The sequence below is a fragment of the Shewanella sp. WXL01 genome (genome assembly GCF_012263345.1).
Classification (GTDB): Bacteria; Pseudomonadota; Gammaproteobacteria; order Enterobacterales; family Shewanellaceae; genus Shewanella; species Shewanella maritima.
The window spans coordinates 1-874 of the sequence record NZ_JAAIKQ010000027.1 but is presented as its reverse complement, the minus strand read 5'-3'; the positions used below and the strand labels follow the sequence as shown (position 1 = coordinate 874).

Here is an 874-nt window from a genome sequence, read left to right as displayed (position 1 = left end):
CTGTCGTGTCATTCGAAGTGGATGGCAATAGTTACGCAGCCGGCACTGAAGTCATCCTTGACGGCGGCGTGTTAGTTATCAATGAAGATGGCTCTTACACCTTCACGCCTAATGAAAACTGGAACGGCACTCTGCCAGTTATCACCTACACCACTAATACGGGTGATACAGCGACACTGACCATTGAAGTCACTCCAGTGGATGACCCAACTAATGCTGTCAACGATAGCATTAGCGTTGAAGAGGACGTCACTGCGATTGGTAACGTCTTACTTAATGATTCAGATGTTGATGATCAACTTTCTGTGGTTTCGTTCGAGGTAAACGGCCAAACATTTAATGCTGGTGAATCAACTGTCGTCGAAGGTGGCACACTCACAATCAATGCGGATGGTAGTTACAGCTTTACCCCTGCACAGGACTGGAACGGTACGCTACCTATTATCACCTACACCACCAACACTGGTGCCACAGCAACATTAACTATTGAAATTACACCTGCTAGCGATCCAACAGTCACTGTTGATGACAGCAACACTATTGCGGAAGATCAGGTTGCTACAGGCAACGTGCTGGATAACGATAGCGACGTTGACTCGGTACTCTCGGTTATTTCCTATGAAGTTAACGGGCAAACCTTTGCAGCTGGTGATTCAACGACTGTTGAAGGCGGCATCTTAGTGCTGAACGCCAATGGTAGCTACAGCTTCACTCCAGCTCAAGACTGGAATGGCACACTGCCGGTGATCACCTACACCACCAACACAGGTGAGACGGCGACACTGACAATTACTGTTACGCCAGATAACACGGACGTGGCAGATGATGCAGTAACGGTTGGCGAAGATACGCAAGCTTCAGGCAACGTATTAAC

Annotated in this window: 1 protein-coding gene; it reads left to right on the top strand. The window is 48.2% G+C overall.

The genetic code is table 11. From position 1 onward, the window contains the following. Positions 1 to 874 (top strand): Ig-like domain-containing protein (locus G3R49_RS19910; protein WP_167870831.1); only part of this gene is annotated, 874 nt, incomplete at both ends.